This window comes from Microbacterium sp. WCS2018Hpa-9 (assembly GCF_031843745.1).
GTDB lineage: Bacteria > Actinomycetota > Actinomycetes > Actinomycetales > Microbacteriaceae > Microbacterium.
The window spans coordinates 227,731-252,920 of sequence record NZ_JAVTIY010000003.1 but is presented as its reverse complement, the minus strand read 5'-3'; the positions used below and the strand labels follow the sequence as shown (position 1 = coordinate 252,920).

Annotated in this window: 24 protein-coding genes; 11 read left to right on the top strand and 13 right to left on the bottom strand. The window is 64.1% G+C overall.

The window, feature by feature from the left end; genetic code table 11:
• Positions 1–9 precede the first annotated feature (9 nt).
• The 4 genes from RQG82_RS07855 to RQG82_RS07845 all read right to left on the bottom strand — a co-directional run bounded on the left by RQG82_RS07855 (position 10) and on the right by RQG82_RS07845 (position 6,154).
• Positions 10–2,298 (bottom strand): AAA family ATPase, encoded by a 2,289-nt coding sequence (locus tag RQG82_RS07855; RefSeq protein WP_267415931.1) that lies wholly within the window; start codon positions 2,296–2,298, stop codon positions 10–12.
• A gap of 218 nt (positions 2,299–2,516) precedes the next feature.
• The gene (locus RQG82_RS07850) at positions 2,517–3,680 is read right to left on the bottom strand and encodes a tyrosine-type recombinase/integrase (protein ID WP_396653579.1); all 1,164 of its coding nucleotides are present in this window, start codon (positions 3,678–3,680) and stop codon (positions 2,517–2,519) included.
• A complete protein-coding gene (locus RQG82_RS20165; protein WP_267415933.1) occupies positions 3,680–3,907 on the bottom strand; it encodes an AlpA family transcriptional regulator in 228 nt (75 codons plus the stop codon). Before RQG82_RS20165 ends, RQG82_RS07850 begins: the two co-directional genes overlap by 1 nt.
• A 1,746-nt stretch (positions 3,908–5,653) precedes the next feature.
• Entirely contained in the window at positions 5,654–6,154 is a 501-nt protein-coding gene (locus RQG82_RS07845; RefSeq protein WP_311258535.1) for a hypothetical protein, read from the bottom strand.
• Between the two features lie 457 nt (positions 6,155–6,611).
• Here RQG82_RS07845 and RQG82_RS07840 point away from each other — a divergent pair, with 457 nt between their 5' ends.
• From RQG82_RS07840 to RQG82_RS07815, 6 genes are all read left to right on the top strand, one after another.
• Positions 6,612–6,818 (top strand): hypothetical protein, encoded by a 207-nt coding sequence (locus tag RQG82_RS07840; protein WP_150115111.1) that lies wholly within the window; start codon positions 6,612–6,614, stop codon positions 6,816–6,818.
• A 982-nt stretch (positions 6,819–7,800) separates the two neighbouring features.
• Complete coding sequence (locus RQG82_RS07835) at positions 7,801–8,181, top strand: hypothetical protein (RefSeq protein ID WP_311258534.1); 381 nt, start codon at positions 7,801–7,803, stop codon at positions 8,179–8,181.
• Between the two features lie 118 nt (positions 8,182–8,299).
• Positions 8,300–8,695, top strand: a complete 396-nt coding sequence (locus RQG82_RS07830) for a hypothetical protein (RefSeq protein ID WP_311258533.1) — start codon at positions 8,300–8,302, stop codon at positions 8,693–8,695.
• Positions 8,676–9,485 (top strand): hypothetical protein, encoded by an 810-nt coding sequence (locus RQG82_RS07825; protein WP_311258532.1) that lies wholly within the window; start codon positions 8,676–8,678, stop codon positions 9,483–9,485. The genes RQG82_RS07830 and RQG82_RS07825 overlap by 20 nt, the downstream gene beginning before the upstream one ends.
• Complete coding sequence (locus RQG82_RS07820) at positions 9,485–10,588, top strand: hypothetical protein (RefSeq protein WP_311258531.1); 1,104 nt, start codon at positions 9,485–9,487, stop codon at positions 10,586–10,588. The genes RQG82_RS07825 and RQG82_RS07820 overlap by 1 nt, the downstream gene beginning before the upstream one ends.
• A gap of 138 nt (positions 10,589–10,726) precedes the next feature.
• Positions 10,727–11,275, top strand: a complete 549-nt coding sequence (locus RQG82_RS07815) for an HNH endonuclease (RefSeq protein WP_311258530.1) — start codon at positions 10,727–10,729, stop codon at positions 11,273–11,275.
• Positions 11,276–11,289: 14 nt separating this feature from the next.
• Here the strand turns inward: RQG82_RS07815 and RQG82_RS07810 are convergent, their stop codons facing one another.
• From RQG82_RS07810 to RQG82_RS07780, 7 genes are all read right to left on the bottom strand, one after another.
• Entirely contained in the window at positions 11,290–11,913 is a 624-nt protein-coding gene (locus RQG82_RS07810; protein WP_311258529.1) for a uracil-DNA glycosylase, read from the bottom strand.
• A gap of 23 nt (positions 11,914–11,936) precedes the next feature.
• Positions 11,937–13,061, bottom strand: a complete 1,125-nt coding sequence (locus RQG82_RS07805) for a hypothetical protein (protein ID WP_311258528.1) — start codon at positions 13,059–13,061, stop codon at positions 11,937–11,939.
• A 367-nt stretch (positions 13,062–13,428) separates the two neighbouring features.
• Positions 13,429–13,767 (bottom strand): rhodanese-like domain-containing protein, encoded by a 339-nt coding sequence (locus RQG82_RS07800; protein WP_311258527.1) that lies wholly within the window; start codon positions 13,765–13,767, stop codon positions 13,429–13,431.
• A complete protein-coding gene (locus RQG82_RS07795) occupies positions 13,764–14,027 on the bottom strand; it encodes a hypothetical protein (protein WP_311258526.1) in 264 nt (87 codons plus the stop codon). The genes RQG82_RS07800 and RQG82_RS07795 overlap by 4 nt, the downstream gene beginning before the upstream one ends.
• Positions 14,024–14,476: a hypothetical protein gene (locus tag RQG82_RS07790; RefSeq protein ID WP_311258525.1), complete on the bottom strand. Its 453-nt coding sequence runs from the start codon at positions 14,474–14,476 to the stop codon at positions 14,024–14,026. Before RQG82_RS07790 ends, RQG82_RS07795 begins: the two co-directional genes overlap by 4 nt.
• 13 nt (positions 14,477–14,489) lie before the next feature.
• Complete coding sequence (locus RQG82_RS07785; protein WP_311258524.1) at positions 14,490–14,915, bottom strand: helix-turn-helix domain-containing protein; 426 nt, start codon at positions 14,913–14,915, stop codon at positions 14,490–14,492.
• Between the two features lie 74 nt (positions 14,916–14,989).
• Positions 14,990–15,610, bottom strand: a complete 621-nt coding sequence (locus RQG82_RS07780; protein WP_311258523.1) for a TetR/AcrR family transcriptional regulator — start codon at positions 15,608–15,610, stop codon at positions 14,990–14,992.
• A gap of 130 nt (positions 15,611–15,740) precedes the next feature.
• Between RQG82_RS07780 and RQG82_RS07775 the strand changes: the two genes are divergently transcribed.
• From RQG82_RS07775 to RQG82_RS07760, 4 genes are all read left to right on the top strand, one after another.
• Positions 15,741–17,057: an MFS transporter gene (locus RQG82_RS07775; RefSeq protein ID WP_311258522.1), complete on the top strand. Its 1,317-nt coding sequence runs from the start codon at positions 15,741–15,743 to the stop codon at positions 17,055–17,057.
• Complete coding sequence (locus RQG82_RS07770) at positions 17,057–18,886, top strand: glycoside hydrolase family 3 N-terminal domain-containing protein (RefSeq protein ID WP_311258521.1); 1,830 nt, start codon at positions 17,057–17,059, stop codon at positions 18,884–18,886. Before RQG82_RS07775 ends, RQG82_RS07770 begins: the two co-directional genes overlap by 1 nt.
• Positions 18,887–18,903: 17 nt before the next feature.
• Positions 18,904–21,456 carry an excinuclease ABC subunit UvrA gene (locus RQG82_RS07765; protein ID WP_311258520.1) on the top strand — a complete coding sequence of 851 codons (2,553 nt, stop codon included), beginning with the start codon at positions 18,904–18,906 and terminating at the stop codon, positions 21,454–21,456.
• Positions 21,457–21,519: 63 nt separating this feature from the next.
• Positions 21,520–21,888, top strand: a complete 369-nt coding sequence (locus RQG82_RS07760; protein WP_285362845.1) for a helix-turn-helix domain-containing protein — start codon at positions 21,520–21,522, stop codon at positions 21,886–21,888.
• Here RQG82_RS07760 and RQG82_RS07755 read toward each other — a convergent pair.
• The gene (locus tag RQG82_RS07755) at positions 21,875–22,381 is read right to left on the bottom strand and encodes a CGNR zinc finger domain-containing protein (RefSeq protein ID WP_285362846.1); all 507 of its coding nucleotides are present in this window, start codon (positions 22,379–22,381) and stop codon (positions 21,875–21,877) included. The two genes, RQG82_RS07760 and RQG82_RS07755, sit on opposite strands and share 14 nt — an antisense overlap.
• 46 nt (positions 22,382–22,427) lie before the next feature.
• Between RQG82_RS07755 and RQG82_RS07750 the strand changes: the two genes are divergently transcribed.
• Positions 22,428–23,357 carry an AEC family transporter gene (locus tag RQG82_RS07750; RefSeq protein WP_285362847.1) on the top strand — a complete coding sequence of 310 codons (930 nt, stop codon included), beginning with the start codon at positions 22,428–22,430 and terminating at the stop codon, positions 23,355–23,357.
• A 40-nt stretch (positions 23,358–23,397) separates the two neighbouring features.
• On the opposite strand, the gene RQG82_RS07745 is transcribed toward RQG82_RS07750, so the two are convergent.
• Positions 23,398–25,188, bottom strand: a complete 1,791-nt coding sequence (locus RQG82_RS07745) for a glycoside hydrolase family 3 N-terminal domain-containing protein (protein ID WP_311258519.1) — start codon at positions 25,186–25,188, stop codon at positions 23,398–23,400.
• Between the last annotated feature and the right edge of the window lie 2 nt (positions 25,189–25,190).

Here is a 25,190-nt window from a genome sequence, read left to right as displayed (position 1 = left end):
TCGAAGCGACTACGAGAGCGCTTCGGGGTCCACCTTCACGGCCTTACACATGTTGTCGAAGTGCTCTCTGTCAACCGCCCGCAGGAACTCCATACAACGGCGGACTTGGCCATGCACAACCCTCGCATCGAGCACTTCGACTGTTTCGTTACCCTCGCCATGGGAAAAGCGATTGCAGAAGTCGTACACGTCACGATATGGCTCATCGGGGTCAGCCAGCACTAGTGCTTCCAGCTGCTGGAGGAAGTTCGGCAGATGCGGTGCCTTATAGCTAGCGAATGACTCGAGTACCCGCCTGGCGGCATTGGGGAGCAAGAACAGGCGCTCATGATCCTCGCCGTCGTGGACCCCCTTCATCACCATCGAGAAGAGATACGCATACTCGGATGTGCTGTTCCGCAGGAGATCCGGCAACGGGCCGACCTTCGTCGCCCGCTTCCCTTCCTTCGTGGCTGCGAACATTTCCAGGAACGCGACCCTCGGGAATCTCGCCTCATTGGTATCGCCGTCGCGCAGAGCCTTGGCAGATGCGCTCCACCTGCTCCTATGCGATGTGATGAAGAGGCGTAGCAAATTGAAGTCATGAGTCAGAACGACGTACTGACCGAAGTTCTGAAGAGTGCTAAAAAGCCACTGATGGGTGGCAAACAATGCTTCGCGGTCAAGCGAACTGGAAGGGTCGTCAATCACAACGATGCGTTCCCGCGGGTCGATACCGTGTGTCTGCTGATCTTCAAGGTTCCGGAGAAAGTAGAGCAGCGACAACGTGGTGCGTTCTCCCTCGCTCAAATTGGTGCCCGCCTTTTCACCCCGTCGACAGGTGTAGGACTTGCCATCATCGGTCACGGCGATGCTGAGATGTGCCTTCCCATAGACACGTGCCAGATCGCGCGTGAGCTTGTCGGCCATATCCTTCGTCGTGAACTGCTCCTGCCGCACGCGATCCAGATTGCGGCTGGCTAGTTCGACCGACTTGGCAGCAGTATCGCTGGCGCTCTTCGCATCTGCTACTTGCTTCTCCAAATCGCGAAAGGCCTGGCCGTGGGATCCGACGATGTGGTCCAGAACAACCGACTTGCGCTGTTCGGTAAGCTCTCGGTGGCCTTTCGCTTGTTCGTTGTGGTCGTGTACGGCCTCTGACAGAACGGTTGCGGAGACTGCGTCGCCGAGAACAGACCAGTCGGGTTCGTCAGGGACCGCACTTGGATCAGCGACCTTGGCTGCGAGAGCGGCCTCAACAAGCTCGAGACTCCTAACTCGTGCGTCGACGTCGCCGCGCGCTCGCTCGACCGCTTGTTCATAGACAACCTGCAAGTCCCTCACAAGTTCCGACGGAGCCGGCAACGAGTCGAGCCAAGCCTCCAGGTCTTGCTTGCGTCCGGTCACAACTCGAAGCAACTGCTGCGCCGCGCTTCGGATCTCCAGCCAGCTCTTATCGAAGTGCTGAGCGAGTTGCTGTCGCCGCGCACTCGTTATCTCTCCGTCGCAGAAAAGGCAGTTGTCCCGCTCTTCATGGAGCGCTAGGCCCCGCTCAACCCATGTCTGTGCGTGTGGCGCTGCTTCAAGAGCGCCGAGCGCAACCCGTGTCGGCGTACGATTCAATATGAACCCCAGCTCACTCAGCTCGCCCCTCAGCGCGAGGGGCGCAACCAGTACTGGACTAATGGCAACGGGCGGTTCCTCGCCAAGTTGCACGAGAGCGTCCGCGTGGGCGCCGTCGTCTGGGAAGTCAGTCCTCGGAGCTCGTAACATCTCTCCGACCCTGACCACCGAGTAGCGGTTTCGGCTGTAGTGGCTGTAGTCGAATCGCTGAAGCTCGCTGACAATGCGGTCTTGCGCGTCGCGCACAAGCTTGGCTGCGCGCTTCTCGAGCTTGGTTCGGAGATCTTCAGCTTCGACTGCGCTGTCGCGCAAGCCGGCGATCTCCTCTTCGAGACTCTTCTGCGTCTCCTTCGAGTCGATGGCTTCCTGCCCCAGGGTGACGATGGCCTCGGCATTCTCGCCAGCCAGGAACTCTGAGAGATTTGCTTGAACCCACGCCCGGGTGAAGACAGCCATCGCCGGCGAGGGACTACTGCCGCCAGCGGGGACTGCGACCTTCACCTGATCGCTCGTCTCCCATACAACTCCGGTGGCGGCCTTTCCTGCGCCCAGGCTCAAGAGCAGCTCGGCGAGCGTGGACTTGCCGCTGCCGTTATGGCCGTACACGACGGTCGCGTGACCCAGCGGGCGATCTTCGGGCCACATGCCCTTCTCGAACAATCGCCATTGTTCTTTCATCTCGAGTCTGCGGAGCATGCTCTCACCGTACTGGTCACAATCGCTCGTCCACGCGCAGTACAGCCCGAGTATTCAGATGCGCCGTGCGTGCGGCGACTTCTCACGCGGTCACTCTCACACGAGCTCCAAGTCAACGCCTCTGCTTGGCGCGCAGCCGCCGTTCGTCACTCTCGGAGCCCTGCATGACGCGGGGACATTGGGCGAGTAGCACGACCACGATATGCAGGCTGCGCGAATCAGTTAGCGTCAGACGAGTAGTGAAGCCCCCCTCCGAACGCTTCTGCCCGCGCGCTGTCGAGTGCTGATGCGACGTCGTCGAGGTCGTCGTCAAACAGATCGGCGTACGTGTCGAGGGTCATCGCTGCGCTCGCATGCCCGAGCATGCGCTGGACCGCTTTGACGTTGGCGCCGGCGCTGATCGCGAGCGACGCCGCGGTGTGCCGAAGATCGTGGGGTGTCACGCGCGGCATGACCGCACGAAGCGCCCCTCCGCGCTCGCTCGCCCTAGCAGCAGACGCGTCCTCCAGCCGAGCGCGCTTGCATGCCCCTGCGAACCACCCGGACTTCGAGTTGCCCGGCCGAAGGTAGCCACCGGTCTCCGCAGGGAAGATCAGTTCGTCCGGTCGCTTGAGCGTGACCGCTTGAGCCATCGCCGCATCCAGGAAGGCCGGATAGACAACAGTACGACGTTCGTGCGTCTTCGGCGTCCCGACGACCACATGTCCGTTGACGATGACTGCGTTCGACGAGATGTTCAATCGGCGTCGCGCCACATCGACATCTGTAACCGTGAGTCCCGTCGCTTCACCCCAACGGAGACCTGTGTAGGCGAGGAAGCGCACCACGTCGGGATAGAGCGACGCCGTTGCGAGCCGTTCGACCTGCTGATGCGTAAGGTATGCCCTCTGCTTCCGAACCTTCCGCGGGGTCTTCACCTCCCGCGCCGGATTGGACTGGAGCCGGCGGTCGCGAACCGCTCCATCAAGGATCGATGCGAGGACCCCATGGCACCGCTTCACGGTCGTGGCTGAACGGTCAACGCTCAGCTCGGCGATCCAAGCAGCAACCTCGGTGTGCCGAATCGTTCCGACACGGCGGGTTCCCCACGCTGGCTCGACGTGCACGCGCCACGCACTCTCGTCACTGTGGAACGTGGACGGCTTCACCGCGACGGCATGCGCGGTCAGCCAGGCAGCACCGAGTTCACCGACCGTGACTCGAGACTCCCCCGGGGCGATATACGCGCCTTGCAGCTTTGCGGACTCCACCGAGGTGATGTACGCCTCAGCGTCCCGCTTACGCGTGAATCCGCCTTTGCGAGCGGTCTTTCCGTCTGGCTTGCGATATCGCGCTTCCCAGCGTTTACCGTTCTTTGTGTCGTACGAGTATGCGCTGCCCATCAGGCGGCTTCCTCCGACGTACTTGCATACTCTTGCGCGAGCAACCATTCGTCGACAGCCTCGGGACGATAGCGGGGGCTGCGACCGATTCGGATGAACTTCGGTCCGCGGCCAGTGATACGCCATTCGCTCAGGCTGCGCTCGGTCGTGCCGAGTCGTTCGGCTAGTGTTGCCGGCGTGATCAACGAGTCCAGCAGGCTCGTGCTCACAGGGGTGGAAAAAGACATGGATCTCCCTTAGAAGTCAAACTTCCAAGAGGACCTCGTAGCCGAACCCGTTAGCGGTTGCTTGGCGTATCCACCGGTCGGACCTGCTTTGGCCCTGCCCTTTTACTGTCATTCAGGCTTGCTCACGACTGTACACAGCACCGCAGACACTTCGACGTGTACACCGATGCCAACCGTCGATGCGTTGCCACTCGCGTCGCCCCTCCGCTAGCGCGGCACGCGGTGTGTACCTGGTACGTACCTGCGGAATCAGAGCTTCCAGTTACACCACCAGTTACATCAAGATCGGCGTCATTCTGCACCTCAAAGCTCCTCTCCCCCGGTGTGTACCTGGTGTACCTGGTCTAACTAGAAAAGGAGAAAGACATTGTCGTTGTCCACATCTCCATCTCGCCTGAGCCAGTAGGCCTCCTATATAGAGGTTTGCGTTCGAGGGCAGGTACACCAGGTACATTTGTGAAAATCGCAGATCAGACGCAAATAGTGCAAAGCCTGCATCACCTCGTCCCGACGGCCCGAAAACCTCCCACGAACTGGGATTTCTGCCCCTCGGCCACGTACCTGGCGTTGCAGGAACATGTGCAGGTACACGCGCTCACCAGCGGTCAACCTGTCTGCCGAGGACCCGCATATCGAATCCCGCGGTTCTTGCAAAGTCACCTGCCACCAGAACCTGCAGCGATCGGCACGGAAGTCACGACGAACCACTCCCCGCAGCGAGATGACGTTGGACGCAGCTTGCGGGGCTTCTGTCTGTGAGCCTTCGACAAGTCAGAAGAAGACCGGGTCGAGAGATCTACAGCGTCAGCGGGCCGAGCGAAGCGACAGCCAAGCGCCCTGGGAGGTGTCGGCTACGCCGACCACCGGTCAAGTTTCCGCCGAGCGAAGCGAGGTGAGAAACGCAGCCCGGTGCCACCTCCTCTTATGCTCTTTTCCTCTTTTGGCCCCGAGGCCGAGCTTCAGCGAGGAATCGGAGTCAAATTTGCTGCGTGATCGGGGTAAAGAGAATGACTCAAACTCATTGTTGGCAGGTTGACTCAGGAGGAACGACGGAGGCAGCCTGTCAACAGGGTCATCCTCTGTCCCCGGAAAGCCGGGGCTTGCTTGTTAACACGGTTTAGAACGAAGTGGCACCGTGTTGACAAGCTCAAGCGAAGCGACGCCAGGGGAGCGTAGCGAGCCTGACTCAACCTCGACGCGGCCGCCCGGAGGCGGGTGCCTTAGCCACTCGCGCAGCGCAGGCTGCAGCTTGCTGCGGCCTCTCTGCTGACGGCTGTCACACCATCGATGGGGGCGTATCGGTCGGACTCTTGACTGAATCCGGCGCGGCAGCGTCGGGAACTGATGGTCACTTCCCGCCCACTAGACGCCCCCTTGTGACCGTCTAGTGACCAATCCGAGTCCACCGCGCGACCGTCGGGAGCGCAGTCGAGGCGCCGTTTGAGGACACTTGACCCCGAGACGCAAGGGTGGCCACGCAGTGACCATCTGCGGGCCTCCCCCTGGTCGCCAGGTGGCCTCCCGCTGGTCATCTGCACCGAACCATGTCTCGTGACCCCATCGAGCGCCCCTCCGTGGGCGCGAAGTGACCGCCGCGAGTCCACGTCAAGGCCACCACGAGGCCAGGAGCGGTCCCCACTGCCGGCGGCCACTCAGGCGCGCGACGAGCGCCGGACACCGGCGAAAGAAGAACCCCCGATACCGGAGGGCAACGGGCGGTTAGTAGAAGTGTGAGGTGAGTGAAGCTCAGTCCTGAGCGGGCACCGTGAGGAGGTAGTCCTCGAGCGCGCGGGTGAACTGGTCCTGCTGCTCGACGGGTGTGCGCTGCGCGGCGAAGGAGAGTCCGACTCGACCGTCGCTGGAGACGTAGGCGCTGCCGGTGGCCATCAGCCGCTCGGCGCCATCCGCGCTCGGCAGGATGACGATCGACACCTGCTCGGAGGTCAAGAACTCCGAGCAGTCCCAGACGTCGGCGTCACACCACCCCTTGGCGGTGTTGTCGCGAGGATCCTCGACGACGAGGCCTTGGGTTTGGAAATAATTCACGAGCTGCAGCGCCGGAGGGAACTCGGACGGCACGGGCTCGACCGTGGTGTCCGAGGGCGAAGGCGTGACTTCGCGTACGGTGCTCGCCGAGGCCGAGGGCGAGGAATCAGCCGCCGAGTCAGCGTCGGGGGCGGAGCAGCCGGCGACGGCGACCGCGAGAATGAGAGCGCCCGATGCGGCGAGAAGACGAGTGCGAAGCATCCTCTCTGTATAGCGGTTCGCCGGGGAGAAAATGAATCGGTCAGCGGGGCTTCGCGGACGCGACGCCTGAAAACCTTTCCATCCCGGGAACCCTTTCTTTCCCGAAAGTCTTTCCTTCCCGAAAGCCTTTCCTTCCCGAAAGTCTTTCCTTCCCGAAAGTCTTTCCTTCCCGAAAGCCTTTCCTTCCCGAAAGCCTTTCCTTCCCGAAAGCCTTTCCTTCCCGAAAGTCTTTCCTTCCCGAAAAGTCTTTCGGGGAAGCAAAGGCATCCGCTCGCCTCTTCGGCGAACGATCGCAGTCAATAGCTCGTCCGTGTCGCGGTGTCGCACAAAAGGCTCGTTATGAGGTGCTTCCGCCGACTGGCCGTCGTGAAAGTGCGCGGCGTCCAGAACGCGCATGCAAAGAGATCACCCGTGATCCCGCTTCCCTCGCAGCGGTGTCTGGAGCGAGAATAGAGCGGTGCCTCCACTGACCCCTGATGAAGTCAAACGAGCGCTTGCTCTGATCGAAAAGGGCGCGCAGCTCGGAGGGAATTATCCCGAACCGAGCGCGATGGAACTCGCCCGACGCGTGTTGACCGGCGAGCTTAGCCCTGAGGACGCGCGAGTGGAGATGAACGAAGCACTCCAGGAGATCGTCAAGCACGAGATAGACGAATCGAGCTAGCCGATGGGTTCGCCGCCAGGCCATGGAAGCCGCTCACATCATTGCTGAGATCGACGCCGCACGTCTGGCCGCGGCGGCAGAGATGAGGCAACCGCCGAGGAGGAGACCGCACGCCACCGCGCCGCATATGAGGCGCGGTGGCGTGCCGTTACGGGATCGCTAGACCATCCCATATCTCGTCTACCGGCGGTAGATGGAGATTCCGAGGCAGTCGGATCTTCACGCGCTCACTCCGAGCTGAACGCGCAGCGCCAGGACGGCCCATGAAGCCCCGGGGAACATCTGCTCCTCGCGGGTTTCTTCTCTGTCTCGGGGCGTGTACCGCCGATTTGGTACGCGGAGAGCAACCTCTTGAGGCCACAAGAACCCCTGTTCAGCGATACTAACGATTTGCTCGCCGGGGGTGTGCAGCGCCGCCGTGTAACCACTTCTGTACCAGCGCCACTGTGGCCGATCTGAACGCTGACCTGCGAAAAATGCGCTATGCACCGTATGTACCGCAGTTTCGGCGGAACTATATGCGTACGTGTGCGCATGCGCGCATGTGTGGACTTTCTCGGATCTCGCGGTACATCGGTCACATACCTTCCTCTCTTCCTCTCAAACCCTTGAAAGATCAGGCCAAAACACGCCCCCTGCGTGTACCGCCGATGGACTCTCGCCTTCAATCGCCGGTACACACTTCTCCCACGTTCGAACTCGTATTTAATCTCTGAACTGGTAATTATCCGTAGGTGGCGTGTACCGCCGATGGATTTTCAACGACGGTACATCGCCCAGAATGTGTTCGGAGAAACAGAACGAGTACAGCCGCAAAGGGAAGGACTTTCACTCTTCCTACTGAGCAACTGCAACTCCCGCACCGCCGAGCCCAATGACCCAACGCCGCCGGAGCCGGTCGCATGAACGGCTCCGCCGTCGACCCCACCACATGGGTGTAACTAGGGTGGCTTATAGGGTAGTACGGCGGTAAACTGGCGATATGGAAACCCTGACCCCGACGACAGCACACGGCCGCACCATGCGTATGGACATCCACGACATCGTGCGCGAGCTCAACGCAGCCCTCGGCCCGACGCTTGTGGCAGGCCTCGCTGGATCCAAGGACCGCAAGCTCCCGATCCGCTGGGCAAGGGCCGACGGCCCCGAGCCGCGCTCGGACGCCTCGAACCGTCTGACGTTCGCTCACCGTCAGTGGACTCTCCTGTCTGCATCAGACGGCGATCACGTTGCCCGGCAGTGGTTCATCGGCGGGAACCCGCACCTGCGCGAGGACACCCCGATCACGGCGATCCGCGAGGGCCGTCATGGTGAGGTCGCCGACGCCGTCGAGTCATTCATCGCCGGGACCGCTGACGCGTGACGTGTGCGCGCCGCGTAGCCTCGTGTCGATGTAGTGGTTTTTTAGTGGCACGTTCATAGCTTTCCCAGTGTCACGGGAGTAGAGTGTGACTACGAGTCAAGGGACAGGAGGCACGCTGATGAGCGGCAAGACGATCGCAACGGCCACGAAGCACGGCGCGCACAAGAGAGTGATCAAGCTCGACGTTCGCGAGGTCACCCGTCGCCTGAACGCGGCGCTGGGTGGCACGCTCGTCTCGACCCTCGCCGGCTCCAAGGACACGAAGGCCTCCTACAAGTGGGCGAAAGAGACCGGCTCCCAGCCTGGTCCCGAGGTCGTGAAGCGCCTCGTGTTCGCGTACGAGCAGTGGCAGAAGGTCGCTGAGGCTGAGGGCGAGCACGTCGCTCGAGTCTGGTTCATCGGCGCGAACCCCTGGATCGAGTACGAAACCCCGATCATGGCGATCCGCGAGGGCCGCTTCAAGGACGTGGGCAACGCCGCTCAGGCCCTGATCGATGACAGCTTCAGTGGCTGAACCGGGCACACGGCGGATCTGCCAGGACACCGGACTCGCACTCGTTGCGGGTCCGGTGTCCTCGTTCCGGATCGCCCGAGAGTCGTACGGGGCCCTGGCGCCGAAGCCGCGAGAAGCCAGCGATGACCCCGGCAACTGGAGTCGCTACGACACCATCGGACGAACCATCTACAGCAGCGCCGACCGCGTCACCGCGTTCATGGAGCTGCTGGCGACCTATCGCACCGACATCAACGCCGAACGCCGCGCGCTGCAGCCGGCCGCAGATGCGATGGGGAAGAGCCTCGACGACTACTGGAACGAGATCGTCACCGAGTGGGACGAGTCTGATCACATGAAGGCCTCATGGCTCCCCCGCGCCTTCCGCGACGGACGTGCGCTGTACACGATCGAGTATCCGGATGGTTGGTGGATCGACGCCTCGGCAACGGAGACGATCGCTGCCATCCATGACCTCTTCGCCGGCCCCTGGCCCACGAAGGACGGCGAGTCAGAGAGGCCTCTCACGCTGTCCGACCTCACCGGTGATGACCGTGTGCTCACCACCGCGATCGCCGCCGCGATTCGAGAGCACGTCCAGCTCGACGATGGCACGCTGCCGCTCGGCATCCAGTTCCTCTCCAAGCACGGCCGCCCGGCCGACGGTTCTGGTCTGTGCTGGGCGTACTGGATGCGTCAGGTCGACAGCGGACTGGACGAGCCGGCGAAGGTGATCCGCACCGAGCCGATCCTCGAGGACGACGCGGCTTTCAAGGCCGCTCAGGTGCTCTGCAAGATCAAATCGCGGTGATGGTGATAGAACTCGAGGTCACCGTCACCCCGCGCGAGACCCACGTGTGGGCGCCGCGAACCCAAGCGGCTCAAGAGCTGCGCCGGGAACTCACCGACGCCGGCTACCTCGTCCGTGACGCTGACCCGTGGGGTCTGGACACCGCAGGTCTCATCCCTGACGGCGAGCACCTAGAGTTCGACCCCGCGCGCATCTTCGACGTCGGCATCGGCGCTGACGCGAACGCGACCCTGCATGCGCTGGTCGACTCCGGACACACGCTGATCTGGCATCGCTGGCAGACGCGGCTCTCTCGGAAGGTCTGGGGAGTCCCGGTGGCGATCCCCCGCCGAGGCCGACCGCGCGCCGGCGGCACCGAGACCGCGACGCACTTCGGCACCACGGTGCGCAGCACCCGCGGCCTCGGTCTGCGCATCTCCCGCGATGTCTACGCGACGATCAACAAGCGCTCGTCGTCACCTCGCTGGCACCGCGACGACAACCCGGAACTCTGGGACGCCCTCGACAGCGTCTATGAAGACGCCGAGCACCGCATCCTCACTGACGAGTGGTGCGAGGAGCACCGAGAGCGCGCCCTTCAGAACTTCGACCTGAACATGGCCCACTTCGCATCCTTCGACCGCGACGAGTTTGAGCGAGCTCTGCGATCGGCCGTCGCCAGCCAGCGCGGCATGGTCGAGGTGAAGGACTTGACGAAGTGGGACGGCGTCGCCGGGCTCTACGTGATGGTGCTCGACGAGTACGCACAGGTCTATGTCGGCGCAACGAACAGCTGGACCGGCATCGCCAAGCGCGTCCGTCAGCACTGGACCACCCAGAAGCAGTTCGATCGCCTCATCTTCGGCGACGTCGACAAGTCGATCATCTCGATCGACAGCTTCCGCGCGCTCGACACCACCCGCATCTTCGCCCTCAAAACCGAGAGCTCGTTCGCTGACGAGAACGATCTGCTCGAGCAGTTCCCCGCGAAGTTCACCCTGAACAGGCTCCGAGGCGGCAACGACGCCGTCCGCCTTGCGGGCTTCCTCGGAGTCGGTGCCGTCATGCGATCTCGGGAGTTCGCGACGGATGACCCCTCGACGACAGAGCTGGATCCCGCGTGACGGTCGCGGTTGATGCTCTGCCTGACGACGCCGTCGCCCTGTACAGCGAGACTCTCGCCGGCGTCGCCGAGGCTCTGCCGTCGCTCGAATTGGCTGAGCAGCGCCTTGCCCCCCATCGCCGGCGAAGTGTGGACGGGTATGCTGACCCTCCACGGCACGACCGCCGCCGGAATCACCGATCGCTCGTCGCGCCGCGTCTCCGACCGCACAAGAGCGCGGGTGTTCCTCCGAGACGGATTCCTCTGCACCTACTGCGGCGGCCAGACGATCCCCCGCTGCGTCCTCGTCGCGATCAGCGACGTCTTCCCCGAAGCGCTCCCCTACTACGCCCACTACCGCCGAGGAACTGTGCACCCGGCATACTGGGCCCTCGCCCCCGAAGCCGACCACAAGCTCGCCCACGCCAGCGGCGGCTCAAGCGACGTCGACAACCTCACCACCCTGCACGCGATGTGCAACACCCGGAAGTCCAGCTTCGCTGCCGAGTCACTCCCCCAGGTGCAGCTCGTCCCGCCGGCCATCGCGACCTCTTGGGACGGGCTCCTCTCGCGATACGCCGACCTCGTCATCGCGGGCAACCACCGCGGTCGCCGTCACTCAGCCTCCGGCTACCACCTCCAGTGGCTGCAGCGCTTCGACCGCCAGGCGGACGCCGCGAGAGTACGTGAGGCCTCGATTTCGCGCTGACGCCCTCGCGATGATCAGGCGAGCAGCGCCGCCACCTCGTGGAATGCCTCGCGTCGCCGCGCCACGCGGGCTGCCCGCTCCTCGAGATCGCGCACGAACAACGCCTGCGGCGACGGATGGAACGTGCGCACGACCGTGAGCCCACGATCCCGCTCGATAGTCGGGGCGATGTGCAAGAGTCGCCGCCAGGCGTGGTCTGCGTCACCGCCCTGAAGCAGGACGATCTTCACCTTCGGCGCGAGCTCCAGCAGATGCAGGATCGTCTCGACTCCGGCATCCAGCTCTGACGCCTTCGGAGCGCGGTTGATGTACCAGGGGTAGGCGTTCCACGGGAGCAACTCGAAGGGCGAGACCCCGGCCTCCTCGAGCAAGACCGCCTGCAGCTCGGCGCTGCCGTCGTTGTTCTCGACGCAGATGAACCCACTGCCGACCTCGTCCTGCGTGGCCGGGCCTGGGTCGCGCAGGATGCTCAGCACCCGGGCCTCGACTCCACCATGGAGGGGAGCGACGTACGGCGCCCAGCCTCGACCCACCTCGCGTAGTTCGTCGACGTACTCGTTCACAGGCGCGACGTGAGCCGCGTAGCGATCAGCCCACTGCTGCTCACGGAACGCCTCGATGGCCATCTGCTTCGGCATGGCTTGACGGTAGCAGTGCGCTGCTACCGGGCGGAGTCAGCGTCAATCGCGACGCCAGCTCGCTCACGCCAGAGCTGCAGGTGATGCTCGATGGTTGCATGATCTCCCCGAAGCGCGGCTTCGCTGCCGGGTGAGAAAAGAACCAGCACCTCCGATTCGTCGAGGGTGCTGAGCCAGCCCGCGAAGGCGGTTCGCTTGTCATCGCCGTAGGATTCGGCGAGCATTTCGAGGAGATCGCGTCTAACGCCTTCACCAGCCATACGTCGGGTGAGGCGCGTGTGGGCTACGTCCCGGCTGGCGGCGTTCCACGCGTCGGAGAACGACGCGTACCCGCGTGAAAGGTCGAGGTTCGGCGGGATCTTCGGCAGGTCTGTGCGTCCTCTCACCAGGATTGGAACGGCCTGCTCTCGGACCCATTCTTCCAACTGCCCCACCTCGTGCATGAGGGTGTACACCGTACCGGTGTGAGGTCTCCGGACAACCACCTCCGGCCAGATGGAGACGCCCATCTTCGTACCTCGAGGAACGGAAGCAAGAACGCTGCCAACCTCAGCGACCTGTTGCTCGCCGGCGAGCAAGGCGGTGTGTGACCCATCCTCGAGGTCGACCCGACCGACTCGGGTCAGCGTGACGCTCGGCTCTCGGTGCTTCGCGAAGTTCGTGTGCTCTGCGAGACGTCTCAGGGGGTGCATGTCCACGTCTCGGCGGTGAAAAGGCTGGAGCCGGTGAAGGCGTTCGTACAGCTCGCTCCCGCGGACGAAGACGCCTAACGGTCTGCGTCGCTTATCGGAGGCCCAGGCATCGAACGCTTCCGCTGAGAGCTTCGCCGGTACCTCGATCAGGGCAGCCTCTTTGCGATCCAGATCGCGCCCCAGTTGCGACTCGACCTCCGCGAACAGGCAGTGTTCCATGAGGTTGCGGGTCTGATTGAGAGCGTCCGCGAACAGCCGGGGCACTGCTTGCGGCAGCGGTGCGATCGAAGCGAGCACGACCTCCTCGGTGGTCGGCGTCAGCCTCTGAGCCAGTTTGAGGGGGTCGGCAGCCAAGTATGGATGCAGAATCTGCCCGAGCCGCAGAATCTGCGCATCTACGTGCGCAGCGGTGTACAGCGCATGCTCTTGATGCTCCGGCAGCCAGCTGTCACTCATTCGCGTCAACCGGTCGCGGGCCACCTGAGTGCTGAGCCTGTCCCATGTCGTGAGCCTAATCGCGGCGTCAGGACCTCTGATCCTCTTTGCAGACGCTCGCACCCCCGCGATCCCGCTCGAGCACTGCTCAGACGCCAGATACCTACTCAGCCCCATCTCACTTCAACGTCTGGCCCATTGGCCACGATAAGACCAGTTATCCCGACTATCGGCGCAGTCCCATCCCACTCCCCTGTCTGGCCCTTTCCCGACGATAAGACCACTTATCGCAACTATTCGGCGCATACCTACGTGGCTCAGAACCCGGTTATCTCCCTGAGTCGCACTTTCTTAGCCACACACCCCGATGCCAGCAGGAGGATCACGGTCAATCCCCAGCAACGAGTTCGCCTCCCGTGGCGCGCCAGTCGACCAGGCCACGCGCCATGTTCACCGCGTCGTACCCGAACTCCCCAAGCAGGTTCGCCGCTCCGCTCGACAGCAAACCGCCTGTGCAGAACGTGATGAGTAACCGGTCCTCTGGCAGCTCACCCGCGCGTTCCTCGAGCTGCGCCAGCGGGATCAGCACCGCCCCCGGGATGTGATGCCGCCGCCACTCCTGTATTCGCCGGACGTCGACGATGAGGGCGCCGGCCGTCACGAGCACCCGCGCCTCTGCGGCGCTCACCGCGCACGGTCGGCGGAAGAAGTGTCGGGCCGACGTCACCGGCGATTCTCCGCGCGCACGTTGATGAGCGTAAGGATGCCGCCGAGCACGGGAACGAGAGCCATTAGGCGCGTCCGCAGCATCAGATCGCGCCCGAACAGCGCCGTCACCGCCACGGCGACGTAGAGTGCGCCGTGAACCGGGCCGATCGCAGGCGCCACCCCGTCAGCATGTACGAGGAACAGATTGACGAGCAGAACAACGATGCTCAGCAGTTCGAGCCCGGAAAGCACCTCGAGGGTACGCAGCAAGGGTCTCATTCCGCACCCGGCCGAACGATCATGATCACGACGACAGCGACCCACATCAAGTTGAAGACTCCCGTCAGTGCACGCAGGTTCGCGAGTCGCCGGGGATCAGACGCGGAGCCCAGCGCATCACGCTGCGCGGGCACGATCCTCAACACGAGCAGGGCTCCGGCGACGGCGGTGAGCACCATGGCGATGGTGATCCAGATCTCGCCGAGCCTCCCCTGCACGGCGGCGAGAACAAGGCCGACGAGAGGAACAGTCAGCGCCATTATGCCGTAGGTACGAGTGATTCGATGCAGCAGCTTGGCCGGTTCGACTCCACCGACCGGAGCGTCAGCGGCCGATGCAGTGCTCGACGCGGAGGGAGCGAATCGCGGGAAGAGACTCGTGGTGACGGCGACGGGGCCGATGAAGAGGATGCCGGCGACGACGTGCACGGACAGGAGTACGTTTTCCACACCTTTAGATTACCTAAAGGTTCTGGTCTCCCGCAAACGTCGCGATCAGATGGGCGTGCAAGGCATCGGAGAGTTGCGGATACTTCGCGGCGAATTCCTCGTCGAGCACGGCGATCCTCGCAGCAGCATCCGACAGGAGCCGCCCACCTCGACCGGTGACCTCCAGGTGAGACGCTGCACCGGCACGTGCCGTGGCATCGTCGACCAATCCGGCATCCTTCAACGCGGCGACCGCGATATGGGCGCTCGGCGCCGTGATTCGCGACCGGCGCGCCAGCTCGCTGAACGAGATACCCGGGGTGGCACGGATGTGTCCGAGCAACGCGTATTTGCGCGATGTGAGCCCGAGTGGCTTCAGGACATCAGCGAAAGATTCCTGCCAACCCGCAGCTACGGTGAGCAGCGCGATCGTGGGACTGAAAGGCGGAGTCTCTGACACCCGCTCAGGCTACCTGCCGCGACGGTCGTCGAGTCTCGGGCGCGAGGGCGCAGTCACACCCGCGTGACGGTGGTTCAGCCCCCATCACCCCACAACGGACAGAGCAAGACCGATTGGATCCACTCTTCCAGCGGCCGCGCGATCGACACACGCTCGGGATGCATGAGCCATTGCAACTGCAGACCCTCCTGCAACGCGATGAGGTCCCGAGCGAAGCTCTCGGGATCGATGCCAGGGCGAAGCAGTCCGACGCCTCGCACCTGAGTGAGCGCGCGCGAGGTGCCGGCGATGATCCGGGAGAAGTGTTCGCGGAAGTATTCGTGTGAAGGGTGGGACATCTCGGTGGCCTCAGCACTGAGCACGACGAAGAGTCTAACCATCGCCGGCCTGCCCTCATTCAGCCGAGCCAACCTGACCATCCCCCGAAGAACACCCAGACCTCCAGGCTCTTGCGATCCGCTCTCGACGAACACGGCCCTGTCGATCCGCTCGCGTTCAGCCAGAACGGCAAGAAGCAGATCCTCCTTCGATCGAAAGTGATGCAACAGGCCCGCGCGCGAGATTCCGACGTCCCCGGCGATCTCGAGGATGGAGGTGCCGTCGAAGCCTGCGCGCGAAAAGCTGCGGGTTGCGGCCTCCACGATCTCTGCGCGCCGCGCCACACCCTTCGGATACGTGCCCGTACTCAGTGTCACCACTCTCCTTCTGCAGGGTAAACATTAATCGGGATCATAAAACCAACACTAGTGTAGGTTTTGTGCTAGCGTGGCGTTCTCGCCGATGACCCGTCCGGCGCCCGCAGTTCACTTTGACGAAGGAGTCTCCGTGTCCACCGAATCCGCTGCGCCTCCGGCCCCCTCGGCCCCCGAGGCCCACTCCACCTCAGGGCCCCGTGGCCCACGGGAACCCCGCGGCTATGCCATCACCTTCTCCCTGGCGTACACCGGCCTTTTCTTCGCGATACTCACGCCGATCCTGGGCGGCCTCTCGGTGAAGCTGCAGTCGCTGGTCGGCCTCGAGGACGCTCCTCTCCAGCTCGGCCTCGTCACGGGAATCGGCGCTCTGTTCGCGCTTGTGGCGCAGCCGATCGCCGGGCGACTCTCCGATGCGACGATCTCGCGCTGGGGCATGCGCCGACCGTGGATCGTGATCGGCGTGGTCGGTACCTTCCTGAGCCTCGTCGGCGTCGGACTCGCTCCGAATGTCGTGGTGCTCACGGTCGCCTGGTGCGCCGCTCAGACCTTCACCAACTTCGCTCAGGCCGCCGAGGCGGCGTCGCTCGCCGATCAGGTTCCCGTGCGACGACGCGGATACGTCTCGGGACTCGCTGGAGCAGCGGTTCCGATCGCGATCCTCGCCGGAGCGACCAGCCTGAACTTCCTCCCAAACGACTTCTGGCGAGCCGCGGCCCCGGGAGCGGTGGGGCTCATCTTCGGGCTGTTGTTCGCACTCACCCTCAAGGACAAGGTGCGCTCCAAGCGCCCCAACGCACCGATGACGTTCTTCAACTTCATCAGCACGTTCCTCTTCAACCCTCGACGCATGCCGGATCTGGGATGGGCGTGGTTGACCAAGGCGATGATCATGCTCGGGTACGGGGCGGTCGGCACCTACCTGACTCTCTTCCTCGCGACCAGCTACGACATGGACATCCCTGAGCAGCTGCAGTTCAACCTCTCAGCCACCTTCGTCTCGGTCGCGTTCATGATCGCGGTGAGCATCATCGGCGGGAAGCTGTCGGATGTCGCGGGACGGCGTCGCGTGTTCGTCTCGATCGGCGGCGTCCTCGCAGGCGCCGGCATCCTGCTTCTCGCCGTCTCTCCGAATTTCGGTACAGGCGGTCTCACGGTGATCCTTGTCGCCGAAGCCCTTATCGGCGCCGGCATGGGTCTGTTCTTCGCGGTGGATGCCGCCCTGTGCATCGACGTGCTTCCGGACGATGGGAACACCGCGAAGTACCTCGGCATCCTGAACATCGCCAACACGTTGCCCGCGATGGTCGCACCGCTCATCGCCGGCGTCATCTTCATCCCCCTGGGACAGACGCTGTTCGGCGCCGGCTACACACTGTGGTTCGTCGTCGCGGGGCTTGTCGCCATCGCCGGCGGCGTACTGGTCTTCCGAGTCAGAGGAGTTCGTTGATGCCCACCCTTCGCCATCCTTACCAGGATCCGACCCTCAGCCCCGAGCAACGCGCAAGGGATCTGGTCTCGCGGATGACCCTCGAGGACAAGGCCGGAGCCATGTTCCGAGCGATCGTCGCGGTCGGTCCCGTGGGCCGTCCCTCGTCGGCATTCAGTTTCCCCTCGCTGACCTCGCTCGTCATCAATCACCGCATCACCGATCTCTATGTCGTCGGCGACGCAGACGATGCCGCGGGATTCGTGAAATGGGTCAACGAGGCTCAGGAGCTCGCGTTGGGATCGACCCTGCCGATTCCGATCACATTCTCCAGCGATCCCCGACACGGGTTCATCGAGAATCCCGGCACCGCTGCGCTCTCGAGCATGTTCTCCCAGTGGCCCGAGAGCTTGGGTCTCGCGGCATTGCGTTCACCGGAACTCGTCGAACGCTTCGCCGACATCGTTCGACAGGAGTATGTGGCGGTGGGACTCCGCGGCGCACTGCACCCACAGATCGACGTCGCCACCGAGCCGCGGTGGGCTCGCGCGGGAGCCACGTTCGGTGAAGATGCCGAGCTCACGTCGGCACTCGGCGCCGCGTACATCCGCGGGCTCCGGGGAGGCGAGCTCGGGTCGCACTCCGTCGCTGCCATGGCCAAGCACTTCCCCGGTGGCGGCCCTCAGAAAGACGGCGAGGATCCACACTTCGTCTACGGCAAGGAACAGGTGTATCCGGGTGGTCGGTTCGAGTACCATCTGAAGCCGTTCCGAGCAGCGATCGATGAAGGCGTCGCGGAGATCATGCCTTACTACGGCATGCCGGTAGGCACGAAGTTCGACGAAGTGGGGTTCGCGTTCGAGAAGGCGATCGTCACGGGTCTCCTCCGACAGGAACTCGGCTTCACCGGGACTGTGTGCACAGACTTCGGGCTGCTCACCGATGTCGAGATCCTCGGCAGCGACATGCCCGCTCGGGCGTGGGGGCTCGAAAGCACCACCCGCCAGGAACGGATCGCCCGCCTGATCGATGCCGGCGTCGACCAGTTCGGTGGAGAGATGTGCACGGAAGAATTGGTCGCGGCCGTGCGCAAGGGGCTGGTCTCCGAAACTCGTGTGGACGAATCCGTTGTGCGCCTCATGACTCTCAAGCTGCGTCTGGGGCTCTTCGAATCCCCCTACGCCGACCCGAAGCAAGCGATTCAGATCGCCGGCTCCGCAGACTTCCGGCAGGAGGGCGAGAAGGCTCAACGCGAAGCCATGACAGTTCTCACCAATCGACGCGATCCCGGCGGCACACCCACCTTGCCCGTCACCGAAGGACGGCGCCGCGTCTACGCGGAGAACCTCACTGTTCCGCCGGGACTCGATTGGGACATCGTCGATGATCCTGCTGCCGCCGATCTGTGCATCCTCCGCCTGAGCTCACCGTTCGAATCGCGAGGGGTGGGATTCGAGGCTTTCTTCCACGCGGGCTCTCTCGAGTTCCCCACGGCGGAGATGGACAGGCTCGTCGCTGTGTGCGAGGCAGCACCGACCATCGTCGCGATCACCCTCGATCGCGCGACCGTGCTCGGACCGCTGGCGGATCACGCAGCTGCCATCGTCGTCAACTACGGGGCGTCGGATGCGGCCGTGATCGATGTTCTGACGGGAGTAGTCACCCCGAAGGGGCGCCTGCCGTTCGATCTCCCTTCCTCCATGGAAGCGGTCGAGCAGAGCCGGGAGGATGTGCCCTTCGATACCGAGGAGCCGCTCTTCCGGTGCGGGCATGGTCTTGACTACGCCGAATCCGCCACCCACGTCGCCGACGGTAAAGTTCACGAGGAAGCCGCGTCGACCCGGCACTGATCCCGAGGAGGCCACGGATGCGATTCGCCGATGACGGAACACATCAGCCAGGGTCCCCCAATGTCGTCGAGGTCCGCGGGGCACGCGTCCACAACCTCAAGAACATCGACGTCGATGTCCCGTTGCGCGGCCTGGTGGCGATCGCCGGGGTATCCGGTTCCGGCAAATCGTCGCTCGCGATGGGAGTGCTCTACGCGGAGGGCTCCCGGCGCTACATCGAAGCGCTCTCCACCTACACGCGGCGACGGATGTCGCAGGCGACGCGGGCGGATGTCGACTCCGTGCGCCACGTCCCGGCCGCTCTGGCACTCCGACAGCGTCCGGGAGTTCCGGGTGTGCGGTCGACCTTCGGCACGTCGACTGAACTGCTGAACGTCATCCGGGTGCTGTTCTCCCGGCTCGGCTCGCATGTGTGCCCGAAGGGGCACCGACTCGAGCCGACGATCGACGTCGCCGCCAACCTCGACCTGGTGTGCCCCGAATGCGGGGCGGTTTTCACCCCGCCCGGTGCAGAGACGCTCGCGTTCAACTCCGAAGGTGCGTGTCCGATGTGCACCGGGACGGGCATCGTCCGGGCCGTCGACGATCGCTCCCTCGTACCCGACCCGTCGTTGACCATCGCCGCGGGCGCCGTGGCCCCGTGGGGAATGTTCGGCCTCACCGTGATGCCGCAGGTCGTCGCCGAGTTCGGCGTGCGCACCGATGTTCCCTATGCAGAGCTCTCCGACGCTGAGCGGGAGATCGTTCTGCACGGTCCGGAAGAAAAGAAGCACATCGCCGTGCGCTCCAAGAACGGCAAGCTCTTCGAGCTGGACTTCACCTACCGCAACGCGCGACTCGCGGTTCAGGAGGCGCTCAACAATGCGGAGAGCGAGAAGGGGCTGGCCCGAGTCAACAGGTTCATCACGTCGCAGACGTGCACGGCCTGCCAGGGCACGCGCCTGAGCGACGCGGCGAGACTCCCCCGCGTCGCCGGCAGGAATCTGGCCGAGGTGACCGCGATGTCTCTCGACGACGTCACGCCGTGGCTGCAGAGCATCCCCGCGACTCTCCCGCAGGAGATGCAGACGATGACCATGTCGATCATCGGCCAGTTCGCGCAGATGGCGACGCGACTGATCGAACTCGGTCTGGGTTACCTGAGCCTCAATCGCTCCAGCTCGAGCCTCTCGACAGGGGAACGGCAGCGAGTGCAACTGGCCAGAGCCGTGCGCAATGAGACCACGGGGGTCCTCTACGTCCTCGACGAGCCGTCCGTGGGACTCCATCCGGCGAACGTCGACGGCCTGATCGGAGTGATGCGCGATCTGCTGTCGAACGGCAACTCGGTGGTACTCGTCGACCACGACGTGCAGGTGCTCCGCGAGGCGGATTGGATGATCGAGATCGGCCCGGGGTCAGGGGCTGCCGGCGGCACTATCCTCGCCGCCGGCACTGTGGCAGACCTCGGCACACTGCCCGAATCGCTGATCGGCGGATTCCTCGCCGATCGTGAGCCGCTGCTGGTGCGCGACCGCGCCGAAGAGGGAGATGTCTTCGCTCATGGCCGCATGGAACTGCGCACGCGGGCTTTGCACACCGTGCACCCCCTCGACAGCGCGATACCTCGCGGTCGCCTGACCGCAGTGACGGGGATGTCAGGCTCGGGGAAGACCACCCTGGTTTTGGAGAGCCTGGTCCCGGCGCTGCAATCGCTCATCGGCGATACGAGCCGCCCTGCACATGTCCTCGATCTCACCGCGCCTGGCATCGCGCACGTACACATCGTGGATGCCGCGCCGATCGGCACGAACGTGCGCTCCACCATCGCCACGTACAGCGGAGCCCTGGACGATCTCCGCAAGGCCTATGCGGCGTCACCCGATGCTCGGGCGCACGGACTCAAGGCCGCCGACTTCTCCTACAACACCGGGTCTCTGCGCTGTCCACGTTGCGAGGGCACCGGCCAAGTCGTCCTGGATGTGCAGTTCCTTCCTGATGTCGACATCTCGTGCCCCGACTGCGCCGGTAGCAGGTACGGCGCTGAGGGCCACGCGATCCGGCGAGCCGGATCCGATGCTCCGCCGATCTCGCTTCCCGCACTTCTCGGGCTCACCGTCGCACAGGCATTGCCGCACGTGACGGACCTTGCGAAGGTGCGGAAGAAGCTGCAGACGTTGATGGATCTCGGGCTCGGATATCTCACGCTCGGCGAAGACACCCCCGCGCTGTCCGGTGGAGAGGCGCAGCGGCTGAAACTCTCCACAGAACTCGGGCGCGATCAGTCCGATTCGCTCTTCGTTCTGGATGAACCCAGTGTCGGTCTTCATCCGTCGGACACGCGCGTGCTCCTGCGGGTGCTCGATCGACTGCTCGAACGCGGAGCAACGGTGATCGTGATCGAGCACGACCTCGACGTGATTGCGAACGCCGATTACGTCATCGACATGGGGCCTGGCGGCGGAGTCGCCGGGGGACGAATCGTTGCGACTGGCACTCCCGAGCAGATCGCCGCTGCGACGGAAAGCGCGACCGGTCGCTATCTCGCGGCCGCGTTCACGCGTCATCCCACCGGCAGCTCAGAAGCGTAGAGGCCATTGCTGCACCGAACGCAACGAGTACATCTCATGCACTGAAGGCCGTATCCTGAGCCCATGAGATTCGATCATTGCGCACTGCAGGAGTGCGGCGTCGCGCGGTTCCTCAGCCTGCTCGACGGCCCCTGGGCGACGCTCATCGTGCGCGAGCTTCTGAAGAAGCCGCACCGGTTCAACGAGCTCCTCTCGGCACTGCCGGGAATCAGTGCCCACACGCTCTCGAGCCGGCTGCGCAAGTTCGAAGCGCACGAGCTGGTGACCCGCACCGCCTACGCCGAGATCCCTCCTCGCGTCGTCTACGAGCTGACGCCGGTGGGGATGCAGCTGCGCCCGGTGCTCGACGCGATGAATGCCTGGGCAATGACCGTCCCGCCCCACCTCTTCGGCCTCGATGAGGAACCGACGCCTACGCTCACCGCTGACTGACCGGGGCCCGGTGGCGGCGAACGGCATCGTAGTTGCCGCACTTCGCCGAACAGTAACAGCGCCGTCCATTACGACTGGTGTCCACGTACACAACAGGGCAGCGATCCCGTAGGCAGACGCCCAGACGAGACCCCTCCGACTCGACGACGAAGAGCGCGAGCCCACCGGCGGTGACAGCACGCACACGTGCGACGACATCCTGAGCATCAGGGGCGAAGTGCAGGTGCGGACGGAGCCCGTCGTGCGTCGTGAGATACGGACTCGTTGCGCCGGCCAGGAGGAGGCGATTGATGGTGTCGCAACGCTCGTCTGCTGTCGCAGCGAGGAACACCGGGACGATCTGATCCGCCCATTCCCGTAGCTGCTCGCCGTCATGCTTGTCCAGCTCTGCACGCCGGATCTCATGGTCCGCAAGAACGGTGGCCGCAGCGCCGACGTCCCAGCCCCGCCGTGCGAGGGTCACGAGATCCGCGGCGAGCAGCGGGCCGGTCATATTGTCATGGTTGAACTGCATTGACCCATTGCATCACAGTGAGGAGATGAACGTCATCACCACGGGGATCGCCCCGATCATCCTGCTCCTCGGGGGCGGTCTGATCCTTCGGTGGCGCGTGCTGACAGACGCCGGGTTCTGGACGGGACTGTCGTGGATGAGCTACTGGGTCTTCACTCCCGCGCTCTTTCTCACCTCCATCAGCGGCGCAGATCTCGCGGCCGTGCCCGCGGGGCCGCTTGCGCTCAGCGTCGGCATTCCCACGCTGCTGGTAGCCGCACTGTCGGTCGGTGTGGCGCTCCTCACCCGAGCGAATGGCCCCCAGCTCACCTCCCTGATGCAGGGCTCCATCCGCATCAACACCTACGTCGGGCTGGTCTTCGCATCAGCGCTGCATGGGCAAGAAGGAGTGGCGACGTTCGCACTCGCCAGCGCCATCGTCGTACCGCTGGTGAACGTGATCTGCGTCACGACGCTCTCGCTCTTCGGCAAAAGGGACACAGGACGGCGGCGCCTCGCGCTGTGGAGAGATCTCGCATCGAATCCCCTCATCCTCTCCTGCCTGGCCGGAGTCGCGCTCAATCTGGGCGACATCGAGATGCCTGCGGTCCTGCAGACGACGATCGAGATGATCGCGGCCCCCGCCCTCGTCGTCGGCACCATGGTCGCCGGCGCCGCACTGCGATTCACGTTCCGCCCGCGAGACCTGGTCGATGTCGGTACCGCTGTTCTCCTCAAACTACTCGCGCTGCCGCTCGCGGCGATGTCCATCGCGCTGGCGTTCGGAATCACCGGCGCGACCCTCACGAGCATCATTCTCATCACGGCGGTCCCGACTGCGCCCAGCGCCACCGTCCTTGCATCGCGGATGGGGGGCGACACTCGGCTCGTGGCGGCCATCACCGGCATTCAGACCGTGCTCGCCGTCGCCACGATCCCCATGCTGCTCATTCTTGCTGGCACCCTGTCCGCGTGAGGAGATCACGCGGACAGGGTCGTTCGTGCGGGCGGGCGGGTCAGCGCACCCCGTACCCCAATCCGTGTCCGAAGCGCAGCAGCGGGTCAGCAGTGTCGAACGGAACATCTGAGCGCGATGCTTCGACCGCCGCCATGCTGGACGGCAGATCGAAGGGGAGGCGACCCCTCGGCGCATCGTGACCGAACAGCACGTCGAGCACCGCGCGCGGGTGGGCACCGTAGTTGGCGACGACCGCATGCGCCGATTCCAGGATCGGGGTGAGGATCGCCGGACGATCGAGGAAGACATCGACGACCGTGGTTGTCGACGCGCTCAGCTGAGCGATGTGCGACACGGTCTCGTCATCCATCGCGAGCGAGCCCGCATGGAAGTAGTTCTCGAAGGCCGTGGAGCGCTTCTCATACGGTGCATGGATGCGCACGATGGCGAGGTCCGCCTCGAGCGGATCGGTGACGACAGTGCCGTACTCCGCAGCGACATCCTCGGGGATGCCCTCGACGTACAGGCGCCGTCCCTCCGCGGCGGGCAAAGCGGAGCGCCCACCCTCGGAACGGTTCGTGAGCAGCGTCAACGACGCACGCTGAGCCGCGAGGCCCGCGGCGATGAACGCGGGCGCACCGACCACACGAGACGCCTCCACCGGATCGACGTACGGGTCGTCGAAGAGACCGAGCACGAATTTCTCGGCGAGGAGCCTGCGCGCCGAGACATCGAGCCGAGATTCCGAGATTTCACCCGCCTCAACCAACTCGACGAGCATCTCGGGACATGCTTCTCCGCCGAACTGATCCACGCCCGCATCGACGGCCTTGCGCATCCGCTGCCGCGGGGTGAGGTCTTCCACACCCCAGGCCCGCGCGGGGAATGGTTCTCCCTCGACCGTCGCGTCGTTGATCAGACCCCAATCTGTGCAGACGATTCCGTCGAAGCCCAGCTGTTCGCGAAGAAGTTCCGTGATGATCGAGCGGTTGAACCCGAAGCCCACTTCTTCGTACTCCGTGCCGACCGGCATGCCGTAGTACGGCATCATCTGCGACGCACCTGCGGCGATCGCCGCACGGAACGGCTCCAAGTGCAGATCGAACCGACCGCCGGGATACACCTGCTCGCGTCCGTAGGCGAAGTGCGGGTCCTCGCCATCCTTCTGCGGCCCGCCGCCCGGGAAGTGCTTGGCCATCGTCGCGACCGAGTCCCGTCCGAGCGCCTCGCCCTGGAAGCCCTGGATGTACGCGACACCGAGCCGACTCGTCAGTTCGACGTCTTCACCGAAAGTATCGAGCTGGCGCGCCCAGCGCGGCTCGGTGGCGAGATCGATCTGCGGGTGCAGAGCAACACGGATGCCGACGGCGAGATACTCCTGGCGAGCGATGTCAGCGAACTGCCGAACGACGCCCTCGTCTCGGATCGCGGCGAGCCCCAGGGCTTCCGGCCACACGGAGAACGCCCCGGCGAGAAGTCCGGCGAGCGGATTGTCGCTGTAGGAATTCCGAGGGTCGGTCGACACCGTCACCGGAATCCCGAGCCGCGTGGTGAGCGCTAGGTCTTGTATGTGATTGTTCCAGCGCGCCATCGCCTCCGGCGACCCTCCGGTGAGGAGGTTGAAGTGACTCATGTGCCGATGTGACACATACTCCGCGTTCGATGGGAGGTCGAACTCTTCATCACCATCGGAGAGTGCACCGTCCTCCCCCATCGAGATCATGGCGTGGAAGAACAGGCCGGCCTTCTCCTCCAGCGTCATCTGGGCGAGGAGGATCTCCACCCGCTCCTCGACCGGAAGACTGCTGTCGCGGAAGCGTACGTCGATGCTCTGATTGTCGGAATCCATGA